This window comes from Ruegeria sp. CF5 (assembly GCF_056537325.1).
In genome coordinates this window covers 382,465-400,756 of sequence record NZ_JBQFRI010000002.1, presented here as the reverse complement: position 1 = coordinate 400,756, position 18,292 = coordinate 382,465, and the positions used below count along the sequence as shown (strand labels likewise).

At 58.1% G+C, this 18,292-nt stretch carries 19 protein-coding genes; 15 read left to right on the top strand and 4 right to left on the bottom strand.

Annotated features, from left to right (window positions below; genetic code table 11):
- The first annotated feature begins 149 nt into the window (after positions 1 to 149).
- From ACR0NW_RS08200 to ACR0NW_RS08180, 5 genes are all read left to right on the top strand, one after another.
- Complete coding sequence (locus ACR0NW_RS08200) at positions 150 to 821, top strand: hypothetical protein (protein ID WP_480449940.1); 672 nt, start codon at positions 150 to 152, stop codon at positions 819 to 821.
- A gap of 46 nt (positions 822 to 867) precedes the next feature.
- Positions 868 to 2,190: a PQQ-like beta-propeller repeat protein gene (locus tag ACR0NW_RS08195; RefSeq protein WP_480449939.1), complete on the top strand. Its 1,323-nt coding sequence runs from the start codon at positions 868 to 870 to the stop codon at positions 2,188 to 2,190.
- Between the two features lie 48 nt (positions 2,191 to 2,238).
- Positions 2,239 to 3,687, top strand: a complete 1,449-nt coding sequence (gene der / locus ACR0NW_RS08190; protein WP_480449938.1) for a ribosome biogenesis GTPase Der — start codon at positions 2,239 to 2,241, stop codon at positions 3,685 to 3,687.
- Positions 3,688 to 3,850: 163 nt separating this feature from the next.
- Entirely contained in the window at positions 3,851 to 4,837 is a 987-nt protein-coding gene (locus ACR0NW_RS08185) for a fatty acid desaturase (RefSeq protein WP_480449937.1), read from the top strand.
- A gap of 94 nt (positions 4,838 to 4,931) precedes the next feature.
- Positions 4,932 to 5,501 carry a helix-hairpin-helix domain-containing protein gene (locus ACR0NW_RS08180; RefSeq protein WP_480449936.1) on the top strand — a complete coding sequence of 190 codons (570 nt, stop codon included), beginning with the start codon at positions 4,932 to 4,934 and terminating at the stop codon, positions 5,499 to 5,501.
- 62 nt (positions 5,502 to 5,563) lie between these two features.
- On the opposite strand, the gene serS is transcribed toward ACR0NW_RS08180, so the two are convergent.
- Both serS and ACR0NW_RS08170 read right to left on the bottom strand, forming a co-directional pair.
- Complete coding sequence (gene serS / locus ACR0NW_RS08175; protein ID WP_480449935.1) at positions 5,564 to 6,856, bottom strand: serine--tRNA ligase; 1,293 nt, start codon at positions 6,854 to 6,856, stop codon at positions 5,564 to 5,566.
- 108 nt (positions 6,857 to 6,964) lie between these two features.
- On the bottom strand, positions 6,965 to 8,617 hold the full coding sequence (locus tag ACR0NW_RS08170) for a mechanosensitive ion channel family protein (protein WP_480449934.1): 1,653 nt from the start codon (positions 8,615 to 8,617) through the stop codon (positions 6,965 to 6,967).
- Between the two features lie 216 nt (positions 8,618 to 8,833).
- Between ACR0NW_RS08170 and yajC the strand changes: the two genes are divergently transcribed.
- The 10 genes from yajC to ACR0NW_RS08120 all read left to right on the top strand — a co-directional run bounded on the left by yajC (position 8,834) and on the right by ACR0NW_RS08120 (position 15,831).
- Complete coding sequence (gene yajC, locus ACR0NW_RS08165; RefSeq protein ID WP_480449933.1) at positions 8,834 to 9,121, top strand: preprotein translocase subunit YajC; 288 nt, start codon at positions 8,834 to 8,836, stop codon at positions 9,119 to 9,121.
- Positions 9,122 to 9,154: 33 nt separating this feature from the next.
- Positions 9,155 to 10,816, top strand: coding sequence for a protein translocase subunit SecD (secD, locus tag ACR0NW_RS08160; RefSeq protein ID WP_170651822.1), 1,662 nt, complete (start codon positions 9,155 to 9,157; stop codon positions 10,814 to 10,816).
- Between the two features lies 1 nt (position 10,817).
- Positions 10,818 to 11,786 carry a protein translocase subunit SecF gene (secF, locus tag ACR0NW_RS08155; protein WP_170651824.1) on the top strand — a complete coding sequence of 323 codons (969 nt, stop codon included), beginning with the start codon at positions 10,818 to 10,820 and terminating at the stop codon, positions 11,784 to 11,786.
- The gene (locus ACR0NW_RS08150) at positions 11,767 to 12,531 is read left to right on the top strand and encodes a sulfite exporter TauE/SafE family protein (protein WP_480449932.1); all 765 of its coding nucleotides are present in this window, start codon (positions 11,767 to 11,769) and stop codon (positions 12,529 to 12,531) included. The genes secF and ACR0NW_RS08150 overlap by 20 nt, the downstream gene beginning before the upstream one ends.
- Before the next feature lie 12 nt (positions 12,532 to 12,543).
- On the top strand, positions 12,544 to 12,897 hold the full coding sequence (locus ACR0NW_RS08145) for an Mth938-like domain-containing protein (RefSeq protein ID WP_480449931.1): 354 nt from the start codon (positions 12,544 to 12,546) through the stop codon (positions 12,895 to 12,897).
- 138 nt (positions 12,898 to 13,035) lie between these two features.
- Positions 13,036 to 13,650 (top strand): heme ABC exporter ATP-binding protein CcmA, encoded by a 615-nt coding sequence (gene ccmA, locus ACR0NW_RS08140; protein WP_480449930.1) that lies wholly within the window; start codon positions 13,036 to 13,038, stop codon positions 13,648 to 13,650.
- Positions 13,647 to 14,303 carry a heme exporter protein CcmB gene (gene ccmB, locus ACR0NW_RS08135; protein WP_170651833.1) on the top strand — a complete coding sequence of 219 codons (657 nt, stop codon included), beginning with the start codon at positions 13,647 to 13,649 and terminating at the stop codon, positions 14,301 to 14,303. Before ccmA ends, ccmB begins: the two co-directional genes overlap by 4 nt.
- A 61-nt stretch (positions 14,304 to 14,364) precedes the next feature.
- On the top strand, positions 14,365 to 15,138 hold the full coding sequence (locus ACR0NW_RS08130) for a heme ABC transporter permease (protein ID WP_170651835.1): 774 nt from the start codon (positions 14,365 to 14,367) through the stop codon (positions 15,136 to 15,138).
- Entirely contained in the window at positions 15,135 to 15,293 is a 159-nt protein-coding gene (gene ccmD, locus ACR0NW_RS08125) for a heme exporter protein CcmD (RefSeq protein WP_480449929.1), read from the top strand. The genes ACR0NW_RS08130 and ccmD overlap by 4 nt, the downstream gene beginning before the upstream one ends.
- Positions 15,286 to 15,831 carry a DsbE family thiol:disulfide interchange protein gene (locus tag ACR0NW_RS08120; RefSeq protein ID WP_170651839.1) on the top strand — a complete coding sequence of 182 codons (546 nt, stop codon included), beginning with the start codon at positions 15,286 to 15,288 and terminating at the stop codon, positions 15,829 to 15,831. Before ccmD ends, ACR0NW_RS08120 begins: the two co-directional genes overlap by 8 nt.
- Before the next feature lie 72 nt (positions 15,832 to 15,903).
- Here the strand turns inward: ACR0NW_RS08120 and ACR0NW_RS08115 are convergent, their stop codons facing one another.
- Both ACR0NW_RS08115 and ACR0NW_RS08110 read right to left on the bottom strand, forming a co-directional pair.
- Positions 15,904 to 17,406, bottom strand: coding sequence for a BCCT family transporter (locus tag ACR0NW_RS08115; RefSeq protein ID WP_480449928.1), 1,503 nt, complete (start codon positions 17,404 to 17,406; stop codon positions 15,904 to 15,906).
- 98 nt (positions 17,407 to 17,504) lie between these two features.
- Positions 17,505 to 18,206 carry an SDR family NAD(P)-dependent oxidoreductase gene (locus ACR0NW_RS08110; RefSeq protein ID WP_480449927.1) on the bottom strand — a complete coding sequence of 234 codons (702 nt, stop codon included), beginning with the start codon at positions 18,204 to 18,206 and terminating at the stop codon, positions 17,505 to 17,507.
- Positions 18,207 to 18,292: the final 86 nt, after the last annotated feature.

The window sequence follows — 18,292 nt, the reverse complement described above, 5'->3', positions numbered from 1 at the left end:
GTCTACACTGAACTGACTAGTTCAGTTTATTTTTTTCCGCAACCCCATGCAAGTCGCGCGAAAAAGTGCGGAATCGGACCCTTGGCTTGCCGCTACGGGCGGGGTATGACATGGCGCAATATAGGAAAACACAGCCCCGGAGTGCAGGGATGAGCGACACAGACAGTTTTATTGATGAGGTGACCGAAGAGGTTCGCCGTGATCGTCTGTTCATTCTGTTGCGCCGCTGGGGATGGGTTGGCGCGCTTGCCGTTGTCGCAATCGTTGGGGGGGCGGCCTTCAACGAATACCGCAAGGCACAAAACGCTGCAGCCGCTCAGAGCCTTGGAGATGCCATTCTTGCGGCACTGGATGAAAACCAATCCGCCGAGCGGGTTGCCAAACTGCAAGGTGTGCCCGCAGACTCTGCAGGGGGCGACGCGATCCTGAACATGCTGATTTCTGCGTCTCAGATGGAATCCGGTTCACAGGCCGAGGCCGTGGACAGCCTCAACAAGATCGCCGTTCAGGGGGAACTTCCGGAAATCTATCGCTCGATGGCGGCGTTCAAGGCGCTGCTTTTGCAAAGTGACAGCATGCCAGTCGCCGATCGTCGCCAGCAGTTCGAGGCTCTGGCAACCCCGGGCGCGCCCCTTCGTTTGCTGGCAGAAGAACAATTGGCGCTGATCGATGTTGCCGAAGGTGATGCTGATGCCGCCCTGGAGCGGCTGCAGGCGCTGCGTCAGGACGCCGAGGCCAGTGTAGACTTGCAACAACGTGCCGCTCAGTTGATTGTGGCGCTTGGCGGCAGACCAGACGCTCTTGCAGGGCAACAGGGCTGATCCCGGCCGAAAGAACGACAAACACGACAGGCGAGTTCAGAATATCATGGTAGCAAATATCTTTTCCCGCATGGGATTGCCGGTTGCGGCATTGGCACTGACCGTTCTGACCGCATGTGAAGAATCCGAAGTCATTCTGCCTGGTACCCGTGAGGATATTCGCCCGTCGACCGAAACCGGAACTGTGCAGACTCAAGGGTCCAAGCCGATCAGCATTCCGTCGCAAAAGGCGAATGCCAGCTGGGAGCAAAGCCCCGGAACTGCCGCTTTCCGGACCACCAACGCCGCACTTCGCAGCGCACCACAACGCATCTGGTCGGTATCGATCGGCAGTGGCGATGCGCGTAAACAGCGGATTACGGCAGATCCGGTGGTCGCGGGTGGCTTGATCTATACGCTGGACTCCGCCGCAACCGTTTCCGCTGTGTCGCCTCAGGGCGGCATCGTGTGGCAGACCGACCTGATCCCGTCGCGCGACAGCGAGGCTGAGGCAACAGGCGGAGGAATGGCCTATTCGGGCGGTATTCTTTATGTCTCGTCGGGTTTTGGCCGGTTGACCGCGCTGGATGCCAGAACCGGTGCGGTTCGCTGGCAGAAAAAGCTGGCCGCAACCGGCAGTGGATCGCCGCTGGTAAAGGACGGCCTTTTGTATCTCGTGGCGGGTGATGACACCGGTTGGGCGGTCAACACCAAGGATGGCCGGATCGCATGGCAGATCGAGGGGACGCCAAGCGTCGGCAACGTTCTGGGCGCTCCGGCACCGGTTCTGGCCTCGGACCTGGCAATATTCGCGTTTGGGTCCGGGGATGTGGCCGCCACGTTCCGCAAGGGTGGAATTCGTCGCTGGAACGCGTCGGTCGCAGGTGGGCGGCAGGGCCGTGCCGCTGCACAGATCGTTGACGTGACCGGTGGCCCGATGGTTTCGGGAAACACCGTCTATATCGGCAACCACTCTGGTCGCACCGTGGCCTTTGCCGCCGACTCGGGAGAACGGATCTGGACGGCGGATGAAGGGGCGGTCGATCCCGTCTGGCCCGTTGGTAACAGCGTCTTTCTGATCAGTGACCGCAGCCAGCTGGTTCGTCTGAACTCGGCAGACGGTACGATCGTTTGGGCAAAGGACCTGCCTGGCTTCATCAAGGACAAGCCCCGGAAACGGGGGGCTATCTATGCCAACTATGGCCCCATCATGGCGGGCAGCCGGGTCATCGTTGCAACAAATGATGGATACCTGCGGTTTTATAACCCGACAGATGGCACTCTAATAAACCAGGTCGAAGTCCCTGGCGGAGCAACCACAGCGCCGGTTGTAGCTGGTCAAACCCTGTATGTGGTTTCGACCAAGGGCGAACTGCACGCTTTCCGTTGACGGCAAGATGCGCTAAAGGGCGCGTCTGAGTCTTGAAAGTATAGTGACATGTCCCTGACCCTCGCCATCGTGGGGCGCCCGAATGTGGGCAAATCCACTCTGTTCAATCGCCTTGTGGGCAAACGTCTGGCTCTGGTCGACGACCAACCCGGCGTAACGCGCGACCTGCGCGAGGGCGAAGCGCGGTTGGGCGATCTGCGATTTACCGTGATCGACACGGCGGGCCTTGAGGATGCAACCGACGACAGCCTGCAGGGACGGATGCGCCGCCTGACCGAGCGCGCCGTGGATATGGCTGACGTGTGCCTGTTTATGATCGATGCGCGGACGGGCCTGACGCCAACGGACGAGATGTTCGCCGATATCCTGCGCAAGCGTTCGAAACACGTGATCCTTGCGGCCAACAAAGCCGAGGGTGCTGCAGCCGACGCCGGTGTGCTTGAGGCATACAACCTTGGCCTCGGTGAACCGATCCGCATGTCCGGTGAACATGGCGAGGGGATGACCGACCTTTATGCAGTGTTAATGCCGATTGCCGATGCGATGGCTGAAAGGGCTGCTGAGGACGCGCCCGAAACAGATATCGAACTGGAAGAGGATGACGAAGGCGAGGTGCCAGCCATCACTGCGGCCAAGCCGCTACAGGTGGCTGTGGTCGGGCGACCCAATGCGGGTAAATCCACGCTGATCAACAAAATCATGGGAGAGGATCGGTTGCTGACTGGCCCCGAGGCCGGGATTACGCGCGACGCGATCAGCCTGCGGATCGAGTGGGGCGGCACTCCGATGCGCATCTTCGACACTGCCGGTATGCGCAAAAAAGCAAAGGTGCAGGAGAAGCTTGAAAAGCTCTCGGTGTCGGACGGTTTGCGTGCTGTCAAATTCGCCGAAGTTGTGGTGGTCCTGCTGGATGCGGCGATCCCGTTTGAACAGCAGGACCTGCGCATTGCCGATCTGGCTGAACGCGAAGGCCGCGCTGTGGTGGTTGCCGTCAACAAGTGGGATGTCGAGGACAGCAAGCAGGAAAAACTACGCGACCTGAAACAGTCCTTTGAACGCCTGTTGCCGCAACTGCGCGGCGCGCCGCTGATTACGGTTTCGGCCAAAACGGGCAGGGGACTGGATCGGCTGCATGCAGCGATCCTGCGTGCGCACGACGTCTGGAACCGCCGCGTGCCAACCGCCGCCCTGAACCGCTGGCTGACTGGCATGCTGGAACAGCACCCGCCGCCGGCGCCGCAGGGCAAGCGGATCAAGCTGCGTTACATGACCCAGGCCAAGACGCGTCCACCGGGATTTGTGGTGATGTGTTCACACCCCGACAAGATGCCCGACAGCTATTCCCGTTATCTGGTTAACGGCCTGCGCGAGGACTTTGATATGCCCGGCACGCCGATCCGTCTGACCCTGCGAGGTCAAGGGGACAAGAACCCCTACAAGGGACGGCGCAAGAAAAATGCCGGTGCTCTGGCCAAGCATCTGAAGGGCAGGGCGTAACTGCGCCAATTTTCAGCGTTTTTGTGCTTGGGGCGTGACACGCCCCGCGCATGGCGTTAGCATTCACGTGCGTGCATTTGTTTTCGCACGCTGCTTGCGTGCGCGTGATGCGTAACTAGTTTTGAAACGAATTTGAACCGGGCCATCGTGGGGAACAGGCTGGATGGATCTGAGGGATTACACAAGACAATACGCGGTACAGGACAACAGGCTTGCCGCACTCAGTTACTTTGGGACTTTCGCGGTATATTTCGCGTCACTTGTGCTTGCGATCGCCTATGTCGATACGTGGTATGTCATGATCCCGGCCGGTGTCGTTTTTGCCTTCGCCGCCGTGCGCCTCTACGTCCTGCAACACGATTGCGGCCATCATTCACTGTTCGAGACGCGAAAGCAGAATGAATGGGCCGGGCACGGCCTGTCGCCATTTACCTTTGCGCCGTTCGAAGTGATGAAGCAGAACCACAATCTTCATCACGCTGGCATTGGCAACCTTGAGCACCGTGAAACCGGTGAAATCCACACCATGACCCTGCGCGAATGGAACGAGGCGGGCTGGAAGACGCGTCTGTTCTATCGCCTGTATCGCAACCCATTCATTCTGGTACCGGTTGGCGCGATCTTTACCTACTTTATTCGATACCGCTGGCCGAAAAACACCATGCGGTTCGGGATGAAAGGGGTGCTGCTGCACAACCTGTCCATTGTCGTGTTTCTGGGGCTGCTCTGGCTGATCGCCGGAACTACAGGCATTCTGGTCTGGCTGGTGTTTTCGTTGCTGGGCGGAATGCTGGGCGTCTTTCTTGTGTATCTTCAGCACAACTTCGAGGACACCTATTGGGACCGTCGACCTGAACTTGATCCCAAGGTGGCGGCGCTGCAGGGCTCGTCAGCGCTTGATTTCGGTTGGTGGTTCGACACAGCGGTTGCCTGCATCACCCTACACGACATTCATCACTTCAATGCGCGGATACCATCCTACCGGTTGCGCGCCTGTCACTATAATCTGCCGCCGGAATACACGCCACGCCGGATCAAATTCCCCGAGGCGGTGGCGGCGCTTAATCTGAAACTGTGGGACGAGGATGCCAAACGTCTGGTGCCCTTCCCGAAGACCGGTCAGAACGCAAGGCTAGCGCCAAGTGGCTGAAACCACGCAATTGAACGCCGGGCGAGTGCCGCTTGCATGTTTGTATATGCTGTGTATATACGAATAAGCAGGGGAGTAATGGAAAGGACCTGAAATGACACCAGTTACCAATGTGCGGGGCGTGGGAGAAACACTTGGCAACGCTCTGGCAGCCAACGGCATCAAATCCGCGGAGGACATGGCAAAGGCCTCGGTCGAACAACTGGTGAAAGTTCCTCGTATTGGCGCTGCCCGCGCGGCGCGTCTGATTGCCGCTGCCAAAGAAGCTGTCGCAGCAAAACCTGCTGCAGCACCCGCGCGTCGGGCACCTGCACGCAAAACAACGACCCGCAAGCCTGCTGCGCGCAAACCTGCAACGCGCAGGACCACGGCCAAGACCACCGCTGCGAAAAAGGCCGAAGCTGAGCGCAAGGCAGCGGAAGAAAGTGCAGCCGCCGAACTGGCAGAAGCCAAGGCCAAGAAAAAAGCCAAGGCCAAGGCCAAAGAGGAAAAAGCCGCCCGAAAAAAGCTTGAGATGGAAGCCGCGTTCAAAAAGGCCAAGGAAAAGGTCAAGGAAAAGTCCAAAAAGGACAAAAAATCCAAAAAGTCCAAGAAGGACGTAAAGAAAAAAGACGACAAGAAAAAAGACGACAAGAAAAAGAGCAAGAAAAAAGCGAAGAAGTAAGCCTTCTTCGCTCATTCAATCGCAAAAAGCCGGCGCTGCCTCAGGCAGGCCGGCTTTTATTGTCAGGCCAGTGTGCCGTCTAGTTGCAGCACCCGCTTACCGCCCAGATAGGGCACCAGAACTTCAGGAAGGGTAACGGTGCCGTCCGCATTCTGGCCGTTTTCCAAAACCGCGATCAGGCAGCGCCCGACTGCCAGACCCGAACCGTTCAGCGTGTGCACATGTTCCGGCTTGCCGCCGCCTTCGGGGCGGAAACGGGCGTTCATGCGGCGGGCCTGAAACCCTCCGCAAGTCGAAACCGAGCTAATCTCGCGATAGGTGTTCTGGCCGGGCAACCATGCCTCGATGTCATAGGTCCGGCGCGCGCCGAAGCCCATGTCACCCGTACACAGGATCACGGTGCGGTAGGGGATACCAAGCTTTTCCAGAATCCCCTCGGCACAGCGCAGCATCCGTTTCTGTTCGTCGTCCGAATTGTCCGGATGGGTGACCGAGACCATCTCGACCTTTTCGAACTGATGCTGGCGCAGCATGCCTCGCGTATCCTTACCAGCCGACCCGGCCTCGGACCGGAAGCACAGCGAATGAGATGTGTAGCGGCGTGGCAAGTCGCTTTCGTCCATGAGCGTATCATTGGCGATGTTGGTCAGCGAGACTTCGGATGTCGGGATCAGCCACCACCCCTCACGGGTCTGATAGCTGTCTTCACCGAATTTCGGCAGTTGCCCAGTGCCCTGCATCATTTCGGACAGAACCAGAACGGGGCCATTCATCTCGGTCAGCCCATTCTCGTTGATGTGTGTGTCCAGCATGAACTGGGCGAGAGCCCGGTGAATGCGTGCCACTCCGCCCGACATCAGCACAAAACGCGACCCGGACAGCTTGGCCGCCGTTTCGAAATCCATGCCGCTTTGAACGCTCTCGATCTCAAAATGCTCTTTGGCGGCAAAATCGAATTCAGGCGGAGTGCCCCAGCGGCTGATTTCGACATTGTCGTTCTCATCCGCACCTTCTGGCACATCATCTGCGGGCAGGTTGGCAATGCGGGACAGCTGATCGCTCAGCAATGCGTCCAGATCCTTGGCTTCGGTCTGCATCCGCGCGACTTCTGCTTTTTTCTCGGCCACCAGAGCGCGCAGGCGTTCAAACTCGGCCTCGTCGCCCCGGCCCTTGGCTGCGCCGACTTCTTTGCTGGCTTTGTTCTGTTCGGCCTGCGCGGTTTCCGCCGCCAGAATCTTTGCCCGGCGGCTTTCATCCAACCTCAGCAGGTCTGACGACACCGGCGCGTCCCCGCGGCGCGCAAGGGCGGCGTCGAAGGCGGCAGGGTTTTCGCGAATGGCGCGGATGTCGTGCATGGGTCAAATCCTTGAACGGTGAATCACTACAGCCGCTTATGCACCATCTGACAGGCAGGGTGTAGCACTGCCTTTGCGGTTCTGAGGCGCCTGCGTGATATTTTGCAGTCAGGCGCTGACGTCCTTTGTGGTGTCGTGCGCCAAATGGCCATCCCATTCTTCTTCGGGGATTTTCGGCTCGGGCGGATCGGCCATGTACGAGGGCGTCATGATCTGAACCTTGTTCTCGTTGAAAACGGTCACGATGTTGCGATGCAGGTCGGATTTGATGCGCGGGATGAACGCGCCACGAGTGGTATAGGCGTTGATCTGATAATTAATCGCGTAATCGGCCAGAGCGGTCCACAGGACAAAAGGTTCGGGTTTGGCCTTCAGCCCTTTGGTCCGGCGCGCGGCTTCGATAAGCATCGCGTCGACCTTGGCGGGTGGTTCTTCGTAGCCAATGCCGACAGTTGTGTGCAGCAACAGCCCGCTGCCATCCGTCTTTTTCGAATAGTTCACGACGTCCGAGTTCATCAGCTGCGCATTGGGAATCGAGATCAATTCGTTCTTGATGGATTTCAGATGCGTCTCCATCAGCTTAATCTGAACCACATCGCCGATATGTTCGCCGATCTGAATCCGATCTCCGATCGAGGTGGACCGGCGATAGATGACGAAAAGCCCGGCCAGCATGTTGCTGACAACGGAATTGGCACCCAGAGAAAGCATTGCGCCAACAAGGATTGTCAGCCCCTGAAAGGCCGCTGAATCCGAGCCGGGAATATACGGTACGGCAAAGACCAGCGCGATCAAAATGACCACGACGCGGGCGATGTTGAAGGTCGGATTGACCCAGTGCCGTTCAAAGTCGCCCAGTTCAAAGGTTCCCGCCTCAACCGCGTCGAAAAAGACCCGCAGCCCCCGGATCACGTACTGAGTGACCAGCGCGATCAGGGCCAGCATGATCAGGTTCGGGATGTAGCTGATGATGCCTCTGAAAATCAGCAGAACCGGTTCGGTCACGTATGTCAGCAGAAGCTGTGCAAAATACCGGGTTTCAGCAAAGGCCAGCAGGACGAAGGACAGATAGTAGTAGAAGCCTATGAAAAACAGAACCAGCAGAACGAAGTTCAGACCGTATCGGATCAGGGCAGAAATGGCTTCGGCCTGAACCTGTTTGTTGGTCGCGGTTTCAACATCTTTCAGATGGCGTTTGACGAATGCAATCGTGCGGCGACGTATCCGGCGGTGAAGCCACAGAATAGCAAAGATCAGCACCGCGAAACCCAGCGTCCACAACCCCGCCTCGATTGCCCCGGATACACGCGCCTGTTCGGTTCTGTTGGCACGGTAGGAAATAATCGCCTCGCGGATCGCCTGTCCCTGCAGGGTGGAAAGAACGGGAACGTCCATCTGATCCAGTTCGCCATCCGCCTCGGTCACGATCGTGATCAACTCACCATCGGCGAATATCTGGATGCCAAGATCGGTTTCCTCGTAGGTGATTTCGACGTTGGATGCTTCTGATGACTCCGCGACCTCGATGATCTTGTTCTGAACACGTTCGACCCGCTCTGATGCGGGCAGAGCGCTGGAGCCGCGGATGTCGAACAATTCTTCGCCGTCGACGATTACCGGTGCGTGAAAGACCTCTTCTTCCGATTCCTCGGTCAGCTCTATAGGTCGTTCGACTTCCTGAGCCGGTACAGCAGGTGCCCAAACAATCAGGCAAAACGCCATAGCCAGCGAGGCCATCAGAAACTGTATTGATTTTGCCATCTTTTCCCCTCTGACCAGACTATATCGGGGCGAGGCGAACTGCATAGGACATATCTGCAACGATCATTTATTGATTCAGCGCACAGGCGGGGCGCCACAACCTGATTTTTGGCTGGCCCGGCTACGCCATTGCTTGCAAACCCCCATTTCAGGGCATAGGTTCCCGCCAAATTTGCGGGGAAGACTTCCCCAAAGCACAAAATAAAGGAATATCCCATGGATGGTGGCGCAATCGCCCAGTTTCTCCCGCTGATCCTGATCTTTGCGATCATGTATTTCCTGTTGATCCGCCCTCAGCAGAAGAAAATGAAAGAGCATCAGGCCATGGTCGAGGCCGTTCGTCGTGGCGATCAGGTCGTGACCCAGGGCGGGCTGATCGGCAAGGTTTCGAAGGTCAAGGAAGGCGACAGCGAGGTCGAAGTCGAGATTGCCGAAGGCGTTAAGGTACGCGTGGTGAAAGCGACGATCGCACAGGTTCTGAACAAGACCGAACCGGCGAAATAACTTCGTTCCGCAATCCCTTGAAAAGGCAGGGTAATGCTGCAAATTGATACCTGGAAGCGGGTTCTGATCTGGCTGGTCTGTGTGGTCGGCCTGCTCATGGCCCTGCCGAATGCGTTCTATACGCGCGTTGAACAGTCAAACGACGCCAAAGCCGCAATCGAGCTTGGCGTTGACACACCCGAGATGCAGGCCGTGGCGGCTCAATGGCCGAACTGGATGCCGTCGTCTCTGGTCAATCTTGGCCTCGATTTGCGCGGTGGTGCGCATTTGCTGGCCGAGGTTCAGGTTGGTGACGTCTACGAATCCCGGATGGAGGCGATGTGGCCCGAAATCCGGGACGCTCTGCGGGATGAACGCGCGACCATCGGTACAATTCGCAAGCAACCTTCAGCCCCCGACGAGATTCGCATTCGGATCAGTCAGCCCGAAGGCATGAGCCGCGCGCTGGAAGTGGTGCGTGGTTTGGCGCGGCCGATTCAGTCGCTCTCCGGCGTTGGTGCGTCGGACATCGACGTAAGTGCCGAGGGCGATACCATCGTTGTCCGGCTGTCCGAAGCGGAAAAGCTGGCGTCAGACGACCGCACCGTGCGGCAGGCGCTTGAAATCATCCGTCGCCGGATTGACGAGGTTGGCACGCGTGAACCAACGATTCAGCGTCAGGGCGCGGATCGTATTCTCATTCAGGTGCCGGGTATCGGTAGTGCGTCGGAACTTAAGGATATCATCGGTACAACGGCGCAACTGACATTCAATCCGGTAGCCGGACGAGGCACGAACGCAGACGCTACTCCGGGCATCGGTGAAAAAATCATTCCTTCGCTGGACGAAGACGGTGTCTATTACACCGTTGAAGCGGCCCCGGTAGTAACCGGTGAAGAACTGGTTGATGCGCAACCTTCATTCGATCAGAACGGCCGTCCGGCCGTCAGTTTCCGCTTCAACACCTCTGGTGCGCGCAAATTCGGCGACTATACCCGTGACAACATAGGTGCGCCTTTTGCCATCGTTCTGGACGATGAGGTAATCTCGGCCCCCGTTATTCAATCTCACATTCCGGGTGGTTCCGGCATCATCACCGGTCGTTTCACCGTAGAGGAAAGTACCAATCTGGCGGTTCTGCTACGCGCCGGTGCGCTGCCTGCGGGTCTGGAATTTCTCGAAGAACGGACCATCGGCCCGGAACTGGGGCAGGACAGCATCGACGCGGGTAAGGTGGCGACTATCGTGGCCTTTGTCGCAGTTCTGACTTTCATGGCGCTCAGCTATGGCCTGTTTGGCATCTTTGCCAATGTCGCGCTGATCATCAATGTCGGCCTGATCTTTGGTCTGCTTTCACTGATCGGTGCAACGCTGACCTTGCCTGGCATTGCAGGGATCGTGCTAACGGTTGGTATGGCGGTGGACGCGAATGTACTTGTCTTTGAACGAATTCGCGAAGAACTCAAAACCGCCAAAGGCCCATCGCGGGCTATCGATTTGGGTTATGAAAAAGCGCTGTCGGCCATTCTGGATGCCAACATCACGACCTTCATTACTGCCGTGATCCTGTTTGCAATGGGTAGTGGCCCTGTCCGCGGCTTTGCCATCACTCTGGGACTGGGCATCCTGACATCCGTGTTCACCGCCATCTTCGTCACGCGTCTTATGATCGTGATGTGGTTCGAACGCCGCCGCCCCAAAATGATCGAGGTTTGATATGAGACTGAGACTTGTTCCCAAGGATACCTCGTTCGATTTCTTCAGCCGCTGGAAAGTCTGGCTGGGCATATCGGCCTTGCTAATGGTAGTGGGCTTTGCCTCGTTCCTGATTCAGGGGCTGAATTTCGGCATCGACTTCCGCGGTGGCACCACGATCCGCACGCAAAGCGCGCAGGAAATCGATGTGGGCGCTTATCGCGATGCAATAGCACCACTGGAATTGGGTGATGTGACCATCACCGAGATTTTCGACCCGACTTTCGGACCGGACGAAAACGTGGCGATGATCCGCATTCAGGCTCAGGCAGATGCCGAATCCGTCTCGGCCCAGACCGTCACGGCCGTCGAACAGGCGCTGACAGCGGCAGCACCGGATATTCAGTTCGTGTCGGTTGAATCCGTCGGCCCGAAAGTCTCGGGCGAACTGATCCAGACTGCTGTCATCGCGGTGGCTCTCGCGATTGGTGCGGTTCTGGTCTACATCTGGCTACGCTTTGAATGGCAGTTTGCGCTAGGCGCGGTGGCCGCGCTGGTACATGACGTGATTCTGACCATCGGCATCTTTTCGGAACTGCAGATTCGCTTCGATCTGGCGATCATCGCTGCACTGCTAACCATCGTCGGCTATTCGCTGAACGATACCGTGGTTGTGTTCGACCGGGTGCGAGAGAACCTGCGAAAATACAAGAAGAAAGACCTGAAAGAGGTTCTGAACATCTCGATCAACGAGACCCTAAGCCGGACGGTAATGACCTCGGTCACGACCTTGCTGGCCCTCATCTCGCTTTATGTGCTGGGTGGGGACGTAATCCGGGGGTTCGTCTTTGCGATGATCTGGGGTGTGATCGTGGGGACCTATTCCTCGGTCTTCGTTGCCTCGACCATTCTGCTGTGGCTGGGTGTCAAACGCGACTGGTCCAAGCCGTCCAACACGGCAGGCAACCAGTATGCCAATATCGATGCCTGACGGCCTGATCCTTGCCCTGGCCACGCCCGGGCTAGGCTGGATGCTGTTCACGATCGGAGCCGCGGGCCTTGTCCGCGGCTTCACAGGTTTTGGAACTGCGATGATCTTTGTGCCGGTCGGTACGCAATTCCTGCCCGCCGCCGAGGTTGTTTTTCTCATGGCGTCAACAGGCATTATTTCAACGCTGGCCCTCGCTCCGCAGGCTTGGCGGGAATGCGACAAAAGTGAAGTCAGCACGCTGGCGCTTGCCGCTGCGATCACCGTGCCGCTGGGGCTGTGGATCATGGTGCAGCTCGACGCGCTGGTTGTCCGCTGGATCGCCAGCGCAGTAATCGGGGCTACTCTGCTGGCTGTTGTAACGGGTTGGCGCTGGCATGGACGGCCGGGCTTGCCCGGTCGCCTTGCTATCGGGGGCGGCGCCGGAACTATTGGCGGGATGACTGGCCTGACAGGGCCGGTTGTGATCGTCTTTTACCTCGCCAATGCACGGGATGTGCGCAAGGTCCGGGCCAACACGATCATCTTCCTTGCCATGCTGGACATCGTGATCGCCGCCAACATTCTCATCGGCGGCCTTGCCAGCCCGGCCATGCTGTGGACTGCAGCGCTGCTGACCATTCCGTATCTCGTTACGACGCTGATCGGGAAAGCGTTGTTTGATCCCTCGCTGGAAAAGGTTTATCGCATGGCATCATACACCGTCATCCTGCTGGCCGTGATCTCGGGCCTGCCTCTCCTTGACTGAGGAAGAACCACGATGCGCCTCAACGAAGTTACCTATTCGGACGCCAAACCAATTGACGGCTACGGACCCGGCTTTTTTCGCATCGGTGGTCAGGTACATGAAGGCGCGGTTATCACTGGCCCGACCGGAACAACGGCATGGGGCGGTTACACCGATGACAGACAACTACTGGAGCTTGCGGGGCAGGTGGATGTGTTGTTTGTGGGCACCGGAGCCGAGATGGCACACATACCCGCCACTCTCCGGACAGCTCTCGAGGACGCGGGGCTGGGCGTCGAAATCATGAATTCCCCCGCCGCCTGCCGTACCTATAACGTGCTTCTGGCCGAAGGCCGCCGGGTCGCGCTCGCTCTGATACCTGTATAGATGATCCCCTTCATCTGGCCGGAAATACACCGGGGAGCGCGTGGGGCTGGCCCCTCGCACGCCTCCAAATGCACGACACGCGGGTCATGCGGCAATTCCCGCCTTTTGCCCCTGACGGCAATGGGATAAGCGGGACGCATGACACTGACCGTAACCAACCTGTCGATCACCCGCGGCGGCATTCCGGTGCTTGAAGGGCTGCATTTCACGCTTTTGGCGGGAAAGGCACTGATTCTTCGGGGGCCGAATGGCATCGGTAAAACAACGTTGCTGCGCACGCTGGCCGGTCTGCAACCCCCGCTTTCCGGCCAAATCGAAGGCGCAGAGGATCGCATCGCCTACGCCGCTCATTCGGACGGGCTGAAGCCGACGCTGACCGTTACCGAGAACCTTGCGTTCTGGGCCTCGGTCTTTGGTGCGGGCGATATTCAGTCTGCTCTGGATGCCTTTGAATTGAACGATCTTGCGGACAGGCACGCGGGCAACCTGTCGGCCGGGCAAAAGCGGCGTCTGGGGCTGGCGCGGATGCTGGTCACGGGCCGCCCCATCTGGATGCTGGATGAACCGACCGTGTCGCTGGACCGCAACGCGGTTGCCATGTTTGCGAATGCAGTACGCAGGCATCTGGAGCAGGGCGGTTCAGCCTTGATCGCCACCCATATCGATCTGGGACTGGATGGCGAGGTGCTGGACGTTGGCCCCAACAAGGCAAAACCCAAACCCATCGACGACTTCGACGGAGGTTTCCTGTGATCGCCCTGTTGTTGCGCGACTTGAAACTGGCCTTCCGTGCAGGCGGTGGCTTTGGGCTTGGTCTGGCCTTTTTTCTGATCGTGACCGTGCTGGTGCCATTTTCTGTCGGTCCGCAATCGTCGCTTCTGTCCACTATCGCGCCGGGTGTGTTGTGGCTGGGCGCGCTGCTGGCCTGCCTTTTGTCCCTCGACCGCCTGCTGGCGCTGGATTGGGAGGATGGATCGCTTGATCTGCTTGCCACCGCGCCGTTGCCGTTGGAATCGGTTGTGACGATCAAGGCGTTTGCGCACTGGATCACAACCGGTCTGCCTCTGGTTCTGGCTGCGCCGGTGCTGGGCGTTCTGCTAAACCTGCCTGCACCGGGTTTCTTTTGGCTTGTCGTTTCGCTTGTGGTCGGCACCCCCGCGCTCAGTGTCATTGGCACGTTCGGGGCGGCGCTGACAGTTGGTCTGAAACGCGGCGGTCTGCTGCTGTCGTTGCTGGTGCTACCCCTGTATGTTCCAACGCTGATCTTTGGTGCCGAAGTCGCCCGGCGCGGCGCCACGGAGATGGAGACCGGCACACCGCTGCTGATGCTGGCCGGCATTACCGCCGCAACCATCGCCTTGCTTCCCTTCGCCAGCGCAGCCGTTCTGCGCATCAATCTTCGGTGACGTTTGCTAACGTTGACCGATGTCAATTGAGAACACAGCCGACTCGGACTAGATAAGGCCCATGTCAATCGCAACCAAAGCCAATGCCCTCTGGGAATATGCCAATCCCAAAAAGTTCCTCGCCACGACCGAGCGGGTGCTGCCGTTTTTCTGGATCAGCGCCGCTGTCTGTCTGGTGGTCGGACTTGTCTGGGGCTTTTTCTTCACACCGGACGATTACAAACAGGGATCGACCGTCAAGATCATCTATCTGCATGTGCCCGCAGCGCTGATGGCGATCAACTGCTGGCTGATGATGCTGGCTACGTCACTGGTCTGGCTGGTGCGCCGTCACCACGTCAGCGCACTGGCGGCTCGGGCAGCAGCGCCGATAGGGGTGGTCATGACCCTGATTGCACTGGTGACCGGGGCAATCTGGGGTCAGCCGATGTGGGGTACTTGGTGGGAATGGGATCCGCGCCTGACGTCGTTTCTGATCCTGTTTCTGTTCTATCTGGGTTATATGGCCCTGTGGGAAGCGATCGAAGATCCTGATACCGCCGCTGATCTGACATCGGTTCTGTGCCTTGTTGGTTCGGTTTTTGCCATTCTCAGCCGCTATGCAGTGAACTTCTGGAATCAGGGGCTGCATCAGGGGGCTTCAGTGATGCGGGCGGGTGCGATTACCGGAACGGATACCGAAGAAAAGGTCAGCAATATCTACTTTTACCCGCTGTTGCTGTGCATCATCGGTTTTGTATTGCTGTTCATTGCACTGGTTTTTTACCGCACCGGAACCGAAATCCGCGCACGGCGCATCAAGGCGCTGTTGGCACGTGAAAGGGTGAACGCATGATCCCCGATCTTGGAAAATATGCCGATACGGTCCTTTCTGCCTATGGGGCGTCTGTTGTGCTGCTTGTCGCACTTGTTGCGTTCAGCATCCTGCGCGGCCGCAAAGTGCGCGCCGAAATGGAAAAGATCGAACAAAGGATGACCCGGCATGGCTAAGGTTTCCCCATTGATGCTTGCGCCGCCATTGCTATTCGGCGCATTCGCCCTTTTGGCGGCAGTCGGCATGTTCCGTGAGGATCCGAACGCCTTGCCATCCGCGCGCGAAGGTCAGCCTGCACCGCCGGTCGCTATGGCAGAATTTCCAGGAAAGCAGAACTTTGACGACGCGACGCTACGCGATGGCGAGGTGAAGCTGGTGAATTTCTGGGCAAGCTGGTGTGCCCCATGCCGTGCCGAGCACCCCAACCTCGAAGCCCTGTCGAAAGAGGGCATTCCGATCTATGGCATCAACTACAAGGACAAGCTTGGTAATGCCGACGCGTTTCTGGTGGAGCTGGGTGATCCCTATCGTGCGATCGGTCGGGACGAGAGCGGGCGTACCGGCCTTGACTGGGGCGTCTACGGTGTGCCCGAAACCTATGTGATCGATGGCGAAGGCACGATCATTCTGCGCTTTGCCGGGCCGGTCACCCAACGCGTCATTGAAAACACGATCCGCCCTGCGCTGGAAAAGGCTGCGGGCAATTCCGGTTAGCGGCGCAGCCAGATCCAGACCATTGCGCCGATAAAGGCAAATGTCGTCAGGTTCATCAGGGTATCTGTCAGGTCACCGATCAGCATGGATCGCTCCTTCCTCGCGCAGGCCGCGGAACAGGCAGACCATCAGCAGAACCGAGATGAACACAAAGGGCAGGGCGCCCAGCGAGATCAGGATTTTCACCGAATCCACCGAACCCGACAGGATCATTGCGACGCTCAGCAGCCCCAGCAAAGCCCCCCAGATCAGTCGGACCTTAGGCGGCGGGTTCGGGTCCCCGGCCGTTGAAAATGTGCCCAGAACAAAAGCCGCGCTGACGACGCTGGTAACGATGAACAGAAATGCGGCCAGAACTGTGGCCAGCGTGGTGACAAAGGGCAGGGGCAAGCGTTCCAGCAGGCCAAAGGTGACGCGTTCGATATTGGTTTGAGTCATCGCCAGCAACTCACCCGCACCGTTCAAAGCTTCGAACAGACCAATCCCGCCGAAGGCCCCAAACCACAGAACCGAGAACAAGGTGGGCGCAAACAATACGCCGATCACAAACTCGCGGATCGTGCGCCCACGCGAGATGCGGGCGACAAAGACACCCACAAACGGCCCCCATGCGATCCACCAGACCATATAGGTCAGCGTCCAGTCGCTGAACCACTTGGCAACAGTGTCACCGAAAAAGGTGTAGGTCTGGAACCCGCGTGGAATGACGTTTGTCACATAGTCGCCAAAGCCTTGCACGACGGTGTTCAACAGATATTCTGTTGGGCCCAGCACAATGGTGTAGGCCACCAGGGCGATAGCAATCAGCATGGCCGCATTCGACAGCCGTGACATACCCTGTCCCAGATCGATCATCAGCGCGGGCAGGTAGGCGGCAACCATTGCCACGAAAACTGCCCCGATCAAAAGGGCGCCAGCCACTTCGACATTCATCATGACGGCAATACCATCGGCCACCTGAAACACACCCATGGCCATCGATCCGCCCACACCGATTGCAATTGCAATGATCGCCATGAAATCGGACCACCACCCCACAATGTCGGCCCAACGCTCGCCGGGAAACAAGCTTTTGATCGGTGCGCTGACCAGCATCCCGGTGCCCCGGCGAAAGCTGAAATAGGCAATGGTCAGCGCGGTTGAACCGTAAATCGCCCAGGCATGCAGGCCCCAGTGAAAATTGGTTGCCAGCATTGCCTGTTGAGCTGCGATAAAGTCCGGTGCCATTTCCGAAATGAACCGATAATGCGTCAGCGGTTCCGCCACTGCCCAAAACAGCAGACCCACGCCCATTCCCGCCGAAAACAACATGGCGATCCATGACGGGGTCGAGAATTCGGGTTCTTCATCATCCCTTCCCAATCGGATGTTTCCGTAAGGGGAGAACGCCAGAAAAAGACATCCAATCAACATCCCCGAGGCCGCCAGCATCACGAACCAACCCCGGCTGTGGAATGTCTGCTGAACGATGCCGCTGGCCCATGCCACCAGCCCTTGGATGTCAATGATGCCCCAAATCCCGACGACGGCAATGACTGCAAGAGAGCAGATCAGCAATGCGTTCGGCCTGGCCATCCGGATATCCATCCCTGATTGATATATCGGAAGATTGCAATGTTTTCAGGACTGTTACCAGAGCTAACGAGAGGTACTTGCCCCCTGAGCAGGGACAACTACAGCCGATACCCGCCCGAAACCGTAAGGACTTCGCCTGTTACGAAAGAGGCGGCGTCCGAGATCAGAAATCGGACAGCACCGGCGACATCTTGCGGTGCTCCGATCCGGCCGAGGGCGGTCTCATTGACAAACAGAGCGGTCAGATCGTCCGGACGCGGCGCTTCGGGGATGTTAATTGCACCCGGAGCGACGGCGTTGACGCGAACGCCGCTCGGGCCAAGTTCTTTTGCCATTCCGCGGGTCCACAGGTTCAGTGCGGCCTTGCTGGCACCATAAGTCACCGCGTCTCGTGGCGGCAGGACGGCGTTGACGGACGAGATACTGACAATAGCGGCACCCGGTTCCAGATGCGGCAGAGCCGCCGCCAGCAATGCGGCCGGAACCAAGAGGTGAAGGTCAAGAATCGCGCGGTGATTATCCGCGTCAAAGACATCCTTGGGCGTGGACGCAACCAGACCTGCATTGTTCACAATCACATCCAGCCTGCCAAAGTGGCGAATAACCTGCGAAACGACTTTTTCGGGCTGATCGGGTTGTGTCAAATCCGCTTGCAATGGCAACAAATCGGTTCCAGTTGCCATATCTGCGGGTTCAGTAGATCGCCATGTAAACGCAACACGGTGATCCTTCGCCAGATCCTCGACAATTGCCCGCCCAATCCCGCGCGCGCCACCTGTCACCAAAGCCACTTTGTCCATCCGCTCCTCCTTGGCACAACAGAGCCGGGAACGCGTAAAAAGGCAACTTCTTCTGTTCAAGACGCATTGGAGCGAGCGGAAAAACC

Bases quoted from the DNA above. Each gene is read 5' to 3' on its own strand.
- der (WP_480449938.1), top strand. From the start codon at position 2,239: ATGTCCCTGACCCTCGCCATCGTGGGGCGCCCGAATGTGGGCAAATCC.
- ACR0NW_RS08110 (WP_480449927.1), bottom strand. From the start codon at position 18,206: ATGGACAAAGTGGCTTTGGTGACAGGTGGCGCGCGCGGGATTGGGCGG.
- ACR0NW_RS08170 (WP_480449934.1), bottom strand. From the start codon at position 8,617: ATGGCAAAATCAATACAGTTTCTGATGGCCTCGCTGGCTATGGCGTTT.
- secD (WP_170651822.1), top strand. From the start codon at position 9,155: ATGCTGCAAATTGATACCTGGAAGCGGGTTCTGATCTGGCTGGTCTGT.
- ACR0NW_RS08120 (WP_170651839.1), top strand. From the start codon at position 15,286: ATGGCTAAGGTTTCCCCATTGATGCTTGCGCCGCCATTGCTATTCGGC.
- ACR0NW_RS08180 (WP_480449936.1), top strand. From the start codon at position 4,932: ATGACACCAGTTACCAATGTGCGGGGCGTGGGAGAAACACTTGGCAAC.
- secF (WP_170651824.1), top strand. From the start codon at position 10,818: ATGAGACTGAGACTTGTTCCCAAGGATACCTCGTTCGATTTCTTCAGC.
- ACR0NW_RS08115 (WP_480449928.1), bottom strand. From the start codon at position 17,406: ATGGCCAGGCCGAACGCATTGCTGATCTGCTCTCTTGCAGTCATTGCC.
- ccmD (WP_480449929.1), top strand. From the start codon at position 15,135: ATGATCCCCGATCTTGGAAAATATGCCGATACGGTCCTTTCTGCCTAT.
- ACR0NW_RS08150 (WP_480449932.1), top strand. From the start codon at position 11,767: ATGCCAATATCGATGCCTGACGGCCTGATCCTTGCCCTGGCCACGCCC.
- ACR0NW_RS08195 (WP_480449939.1), top strand. From the start codon at position 868: ATGGTAGCAAATATCTTTTCCCGCATGGGATTGCCGGTTGCGGCATTG.
- ACR0NW_RS08145 (WP_480449931.1), top strand. From the start codon at position 12,544: ATGCGCCTCAACGAAGTTACCTATTCGGACGCCAAACCAATTGACGGC.
- ACR0NW_RS08200 (WP_480449940.1), top strand. From the start codon at position 150: ATGAGCGACACAGACAGTTTTATTGATGAGGTGACCGAAGAGGTTCGC.
- ACR0NW_RS08185 (WP_480449937.1), top strand. From the start codon at position 3,851: ATGGATCTGAGGGATTACACAAGACAATACGCGGTACAGGACAACAGG.
- serS (WP_480449935.1), bottom strand. From the start codon at position 6,856: ATGCACGACATCCGCGCCATTCGCGAAAACCCTGCCGCCTTCGACGCC.
- ccmA (WP_480449930.1), top strand. From the start codon at position 13,036: ATGACACTGACCGTAACCAACCTGTCGATCACCCGCGGCGGCATTCCG.
- yajC (WP_480449933.1), top strand. From the start codon at position 8,834: ATGGATGGTGGCGCAATCGCCCAGTTTCTCCCGCTGATCCTGATCTTT.
- ACR0NW_RS08130 (WP_170651835.1), top strand. From the start codon at position 14,365: ATGTCAATCGCAACCAAAGCCAATGCCCTCTGGGAATATGCCAATCCC.